Origin of the sequence: Kitasatospora sp. NPDC056783, assembly GCF_042789895.1 — a bacterium.
In the GTDB taxonomy this organism is placed as follows: domain Bacteria; phylum Actinomycetota; class Actinomycetes; order Streptomycetales; family Streptomycetaceae; genus Kitasatospora.
Genome location: NZ_JBHUAF010000486.1, coordinates 1 through 5,342 on the forward strand (window position 1 = coordinate 1; position 5,342 = coordinate 5,342).

General features: G+C 70.5%; 6 protein-coding genes. 2 read left to right on the forward strand and 4 right to left on the reverse strand.

Annotated features, from left to right (window positions below; genetic code table 11):
• On the reverse strand, positions 1 to 281 hold a 281-nt coding region (locus tag ACFRMQ_RS37525), incomplete at its 3' end, for a hypothetical protein (protein ID WP_380735344.1).
• Entirely contained in the window at positions 278 to 1,150 is an 873-nt protein-coding gene (locus tag ACFRMQ_RS37530) for an AfsA-related hotdog domain-containing protein (RefSeq protein ID WP_380735345.1), read from the reverse strand. The genes ACFRMQ_RS37530 and ACFRMQ_RS37525, both read right to left, overlap by 4 nt.
• 561 nt (positions 1,151 to 1,711) lie before the next feature.
• Between ACFRMQ_RS37530 and ACFRMQ_RS37535 the strand changes: the two genes are divergently transcribed.
• Entirely contained in the window at positions 1,712 to 2,554 is an 843-nt protein-coding gene (locus tag ACFRMQ_RS37535; RefSeq protein WP_380735346.1) for an NAD(P)H-binding protein, read from the forward strand.
• A 100-nt stretch (positions 2,555 to 2,654) separates the two neighbouring features.
• Here the strand turns inward: ACFRMQ_RS37535 and ACFRMQ_RS37540 are convergent, their stop codons facing one another.
• Positions 2,655 to 3,383: a VIT family protein gene (locus ACFRMQ_RS37540; RefSeq protein ID WP_380735347.1), complete on the reverse strand. Its 729-nt coding sequence runs from the start codon at positions 3,381 to 3,383 to the stop codon at positions 2,655 to 2,657.
• Between the two features lie 397 nt (positions 3,384 to 3,780).
• On the opposite strand from ACFRMQ_RS37540, the gene ACFRMQ_RS37545 reads away from it, so the two are divergent.
• A complete protein-coding gene (locus tag ACFRMQ_RS37545; RefSeq protein WP_380735350.1) occupies positions 3,781 to 4,953 on the forward strand; it encodes a glycine amidinotransferase in 1,173 nt (390 codons plus the stop codon).
• Positions 4,954 to 5,025: 72 nt separating this feature from the next.
• Here the strand turns inward: ACFRMQ_RS37545 and ACFRMQ_RS37550 are convergent.
• On the reverse strand, positions 5,026 to 5,342 hold a 317-nt coding region (locus ACFRMQ_RS37550), incomplete at its 5' end, for a hypothetical protein (protein WP_380735352.1).

Below are 5,342 nucleotides of genomic sequence, written 5' to 3' on the forward strand. Positions count from 1 at the left end.
TCCCACGGCAGCGGCCACAGCACGGCGGCCATGGCGGTGCCGGCACGGGTGAGCGCGTACGGCAGGAGGGTGCTGTTCTCGGCGGCCGACTGCGAGGGGTGCCGCACGCTGATCCGGGCCTCGGCCAGGACCCACAGGAGATAGGCGAAGGCGAAGAGCGCCGCCACGAGGTGTGGCGAGGGGCCGTCCGCGGTGAGCAGCACCCCGATCGCGACGACGATCGTGGCGGACACCACCGGCAGCAGGGCGCGCAGGCAGAGCACGACGACACGTTGGTTCATCGCGCGCTCCGGCTCGCCCGGAAGCGCGCGTACACCTCGGGCCGCAGGATCTTGCCCGTGTAGACCAGCGAGCCGAACACCGGGTGGTCGTCGCCGTCCGCGTCACCGCCGGGGATCAGGTCGAACCGGAACTCGGTGCGGCTGGCCGAGATGGGCACCGGCCGCCAGCGCAGCGCCAGCGGGAGCGAGTGCGGCATCCCGACCGGCAGGTCGATGGCGACCCCGCCCAGGAGTACCTGCGCGTCCAGCGACCAGCCGCCCGTACGGTGCGTCAGCCAGGTGGACAGCTGCCGGCCGGCCTCGATGACGGCTTCGGTCCGGTGGACACCGGGACGTCGGCTGCTCAGCGCGTGGCCCTCCGCCGGGTGCACCACGGCGGCGGTGACCCGGTCGTCCTCCACGGACGGATCGCCGATCATCACGTTCTCCGGGCGCACCCGGTGCACCAGTGACGCCTGTGCGGGCGGATGCCCGCTTCCTTCGGGGCCGTTCGGCGACTCGGGCGGCTGCTCCGCCGAGAACTCGACCCAGCCGTCGGCGATGGACGTCGACTCCTGCGTTATTCGAACGGTGCACCGGCCGTCCTCGAACGGTCCCGCGCACAACTCCAGTTCCGGGCCGAGCTCGGCCATGGAACGAAACGTGATCGCCGCTTTGACCCGGCCCGCCGCGGACGTGTCGGTACCGGCCACGATCGAGTCCGCCATGGCACAGATCAGCAGCATGCCGGGAACGTGGTCGAGCGGGTGGTCGAAGAAGAACGGATCGGTCTGGTCGACGATCAGGTTGGACAGCCGTCCGTCCCCGTCCTTCGACGGCCGGACGGGACCGAGCAGACTGCTTTCGGGTACGTCCGGGGTCACGGGCATCAGCGCCGCATGCGTCATTGTTCTGGATACCTCGATTTCCTCGCGTTTCGAGTCGACGGGGCGCGAAGCGCCGTCCGGGACTCGGAGGGTGATGGGTGCGAAAGGCGCCTTCGACGCGGCCGGGGGAGCCGGACGGGCGGGTCGCGGCCGGGATTCGCCGGCCCGCCCGAGACATCGGCTCGGGCCTGGCGTCGGCGCGCTGGGCGGCAGACCGCCGGGCATTTCCACCGCCGGGGTCACGGCGGTTTCGGGCGCTTTCGGTGGTGTCTCTGATTCCGACTCGGTCCCGACTCGCATTAGCCTTGGACGAGCACGTGGACCGATTCTGCGGTGAATCCGGCCCCGATGGTATGCACCGGGGGCATTTCTGCGCACACGGGCAGGAGTGCTGCGCACACGGGCAGAAGGTCTGCGCTTACGGGCAGAGGGAACGCGCGGTCGATCGATCCTCTTGCGAACAGCCGTCGGCCTGCTGTCTCCTTCAGACCGAGGCCGTTCCACCCGCATTCCCCGACCGTTTCGGTGTGGCATCGGATTCGCTCCAATGACGGGAATATCACTGTGATTCTTCTGACCGGTGTCACCGGAACGATCGGCCGCGAGGTGGCCCGACTGCTGGCGTCGACCCGACCCTTACGGGTGCTCGTCAGGGACCCCGCGCGACTGACCCCGCCGGGCCGTGACGTCGAGGTGGCCACGGGCGCCTACGCGGACCATGACGCGCTGCTCCGGGCTCTCGGCGGCGTCCGGGCGGCGTTCCTGGTCACCAATGACCCCACCCAGCCGGACGACGCCCGGTTCATCGCGGCGGCGGCCGCGGCCGGCGTCCGCCATGTGGTGAAGCTGTCCGCCTACGCCGTCGCCGAGGAGGACGCGGACGACCTGATCACCCGCTGGCAGCGGGCCAACGAGGAACTGATCCGCCGGTCCGGCCTGGACTGGACCATCCTCCGCCCGCGTGCCTTCATGTCGAACAGCCTGGCCTGGGCATCGTCCATCCGCTCCGAGGGCGTCGTCCGGTCCCTGAACCCCCACTCGCGCAACGCGTGCGTGGATCCGCGCGACATCGCCCGGATCGCGGCGCTGGCCCTGACCGAGCCCGGTCACGCCGGCCGGATCCATCCCCTGACCGGGCCGGAGGCCGTCACTTCGGCCGAGCAGACGTCGAACCTCGCGGCGGTCCTCCGGCGCCCGCTCCGGATCGAGGAACTGACGCCGGAACAAGCCGCCGCGCAGTGGTCGAAGCGCCACCCGGCTCCGGTCGTGGAGGCACTGCTGCAGAGCGCCGAGCGCCAGGCCCGAGGACTCAAGGCGACGGTCGAGCCGGCCTTCGAGCAGCTGACGGGTCTGCGACCGCGGCCGTATCGGGCCTGGGCCGCCGACCACGCCTCGGCGTTCAGCTGACGGGCGGTCACCGTTCTGCTCGGCACCGCGCTGTCCTTCGCCGGCGCGGCCGTCGCACGCGGCATCTGGTGACCTGCCCGTCGCGGGCCCGCCTGCGGGCTCAGCCCGTGGACGCGCCGAGGATCGTGCCGACCACGTACGTCACGGCCATCGCGATGCCGCCGCCCAGCACGTTGCGCAGCACCGCCCGGCGCGGGTCGGCGCCGCCGAGGCGGGCACTCGCGTGACCTGTCACCACCAGGGCCGCCAGCACCGCCACCACCGTGATCCACAGCCGGTGGGCGGGCGGCGGCAGCACGATCGCCAACAGCGGCAGCACCGCACCCACCGTGAACGACGCGAAGGACGCCCACGCGGCACGCCACGGATCGGTCAACGCCTCCGGATCGATGCCGAGTTCGGTCTCCGCGTGGGCGGCCAGCGCGTCGTGCGCCGTCAGCTGCACCGCCACCCGGCGCGCGAGCTCCGGATCCAGGCCCTTCGCCTCGTACAGGCCGGCCAGCTCCGCCAACTCCGCCTCCGGCGTCAGGTGCAGCTCCCGCCGCTCCTTCGCCAACGCGGCCTGCTCGGCGTCCCGTTGGGTGCTCACCGACACGTACTCGCCCGCCGCCATCGACAGCGAACCCGCCAGCAGGCCCGCCAGGCCCGCCGTCAGCAGTTCGGTGGCGGTCGCGCTCGCGCCCGCCACGCCCATCACCAGGCCCGCCGTCGACACCACGCCGTCGTTCGCGCCCAGGACCGCTGCCCGCAGCCAGTTCAACCGGTCGCCCAACGCGCCCTCGTGTGCCTCGTCGTGGTCCACCGGGCCCTGCCCCTGAGAAGCGCTCATGTCCTCAGTCTGACCGCCACCCGTCCCGAAAGCCGGTAGTGCGGGTGGGGCGGCCTCGGACGCGTCGGGTCGCCGGGGCCGCGGCGCCCGCGCCGGGGAAATCGGCCGGCGGTGTTCACCGGGCCGATCCGGAAATGATCGTCCCGGTGATCGGCGATCGTCCGTCGAAAAGCCTCCCGGCCTGCGGTCGCGTCGACGGGAATTCGGTCCTGCCGATCTTCGGACAGGAGTGCAGAAGGGAGTTGACAGTGTATTGACGAGGAGGATGGGGCGTCGTAGTGTCGTTGATCAGCAGCGCCGGGCGGGGGCTTGATCCGGCGGAGATCGATTTCTCAGTGCATCAGGAAACGGATTCACGTCGTCCAGGAACACACCGTACCGGTGGGACGGAGATCGAATGCGACTCAACAGCTATGACGACTGGTCGCCGCTGCGCGAAATCGTGGTGGGGTCCGCCGAGAACTATCTCTCTCATGAACGCGACATGTCGTTCGACCTGTTCTTCTACGACCAGCTGGCGGACGACGACAACAACTTCGACAAGATGTACTACCCGAGCGTCCGGCGGCGGACCGCCGACAAGGACGCTCCCGAGGACGACGCTCCGGCACGGGGGCGGCACCGGATCAAACAGCGCTACGTCGACGAGCTGGTCGAGGACGTGGAAGGCCTGGCCGAGGTGCTGAGCCAGCTGTCCGTGACCGTCCTGCGGCCCCGGACGATGCGCGCGGACCAGCGGATCAGGACCCTGGCGTGGGAAGCCGACGCCATCCCGCCGCTGAACATCCGCGACAACGCCCTCATCCTGGGCGACGAGATCATCGAGACGCCGCCGCAGGTGCGGGCGCGCTACCACGAGAACCAGTTCCTGGCCGAGGTCTTCGGCGAGTACTTCGGCGACGGCGCCCGGTGGACGGTCATGCCGCGTCCGCTGATGACGGACCGGTCCTTCGACCGCTCGTACGCCGCCGGCTCGCCCGGCGGGCCCGCCGAGTACATCGACGCCCCCCGGCCGTCGGTCTACGACGTCGGCCTGGAGATGATGTTCGACGGCGCGCAGTGCCTGCGGCTCGGCGGCGACATCATGGTCAACATCGCCACCGCCAACCACGAACTCGCCGTCCGCTGGCTGGAGCGGCACCTCGCGGGGCGGTTCCGCATCCACCGGGTGCACAACCTCGCCGACAACCACATCGACAGCAAGGTGATCGCGCTGCGGCCCGGGCTGCTGCTGGTGCGCAACCAGGCGGTGGCCGACATGCTGCCGCCGCAGCTCCAGAAGTGGGACATGATCATGGCGCCGCCGCCGGACGCGAACAACTTCCCCGCCTACGACGACGGCGAACTCATCCTCACCAGCAAGTACATCGACATGAACGTGCTGTCCGTGTCGCCCGACACCGTGCTGGTGAACGAGGCCTGCCCCGAACTGATCAAGACGCTGGAAGCGGCCCGCTTCACCGTCGTCCCGGTGCGGCACCGCCACCGGCGGCTCTTCGGGGGCGGGTTCCACTGCTTCACCCTCGACACCGTGCGCGAGGGTTCGGAGCCCGAGTTCTACCTGGACTGACGTCGGCGGGGCCGCCCCACGCCTCCCGTGTTCCCACGGCCCGGGAACGGGTCGCGGAGGCGGGCGGGAGGGTCAGATTCCCGGAGGGAGGTTCCGGCAGGCTCCGAGGAAGTAGTCCACCCCCTCCTCGAACACCGCCGTCTCGACGACTTCCCGCAGCGGGCCCTGGGCCTCGACGGGGACCGGATACACGCCGGCCGTCATCCATTCGTCGTCGCCGAGCTCGAACAGGCCCCTCACCCGCAGGAACTGTTCGCGCGTCAGCGTGACGCAGGAGCGGCGCCAGTCGTCGCCGGAGGGGAATCCCTCCAGCTCCCACACCATGTTGCGGCCGTCATGGAACGGATGGTCCTCGATCACCGGCTGATCGTACCGTCGCCCGCTCGACC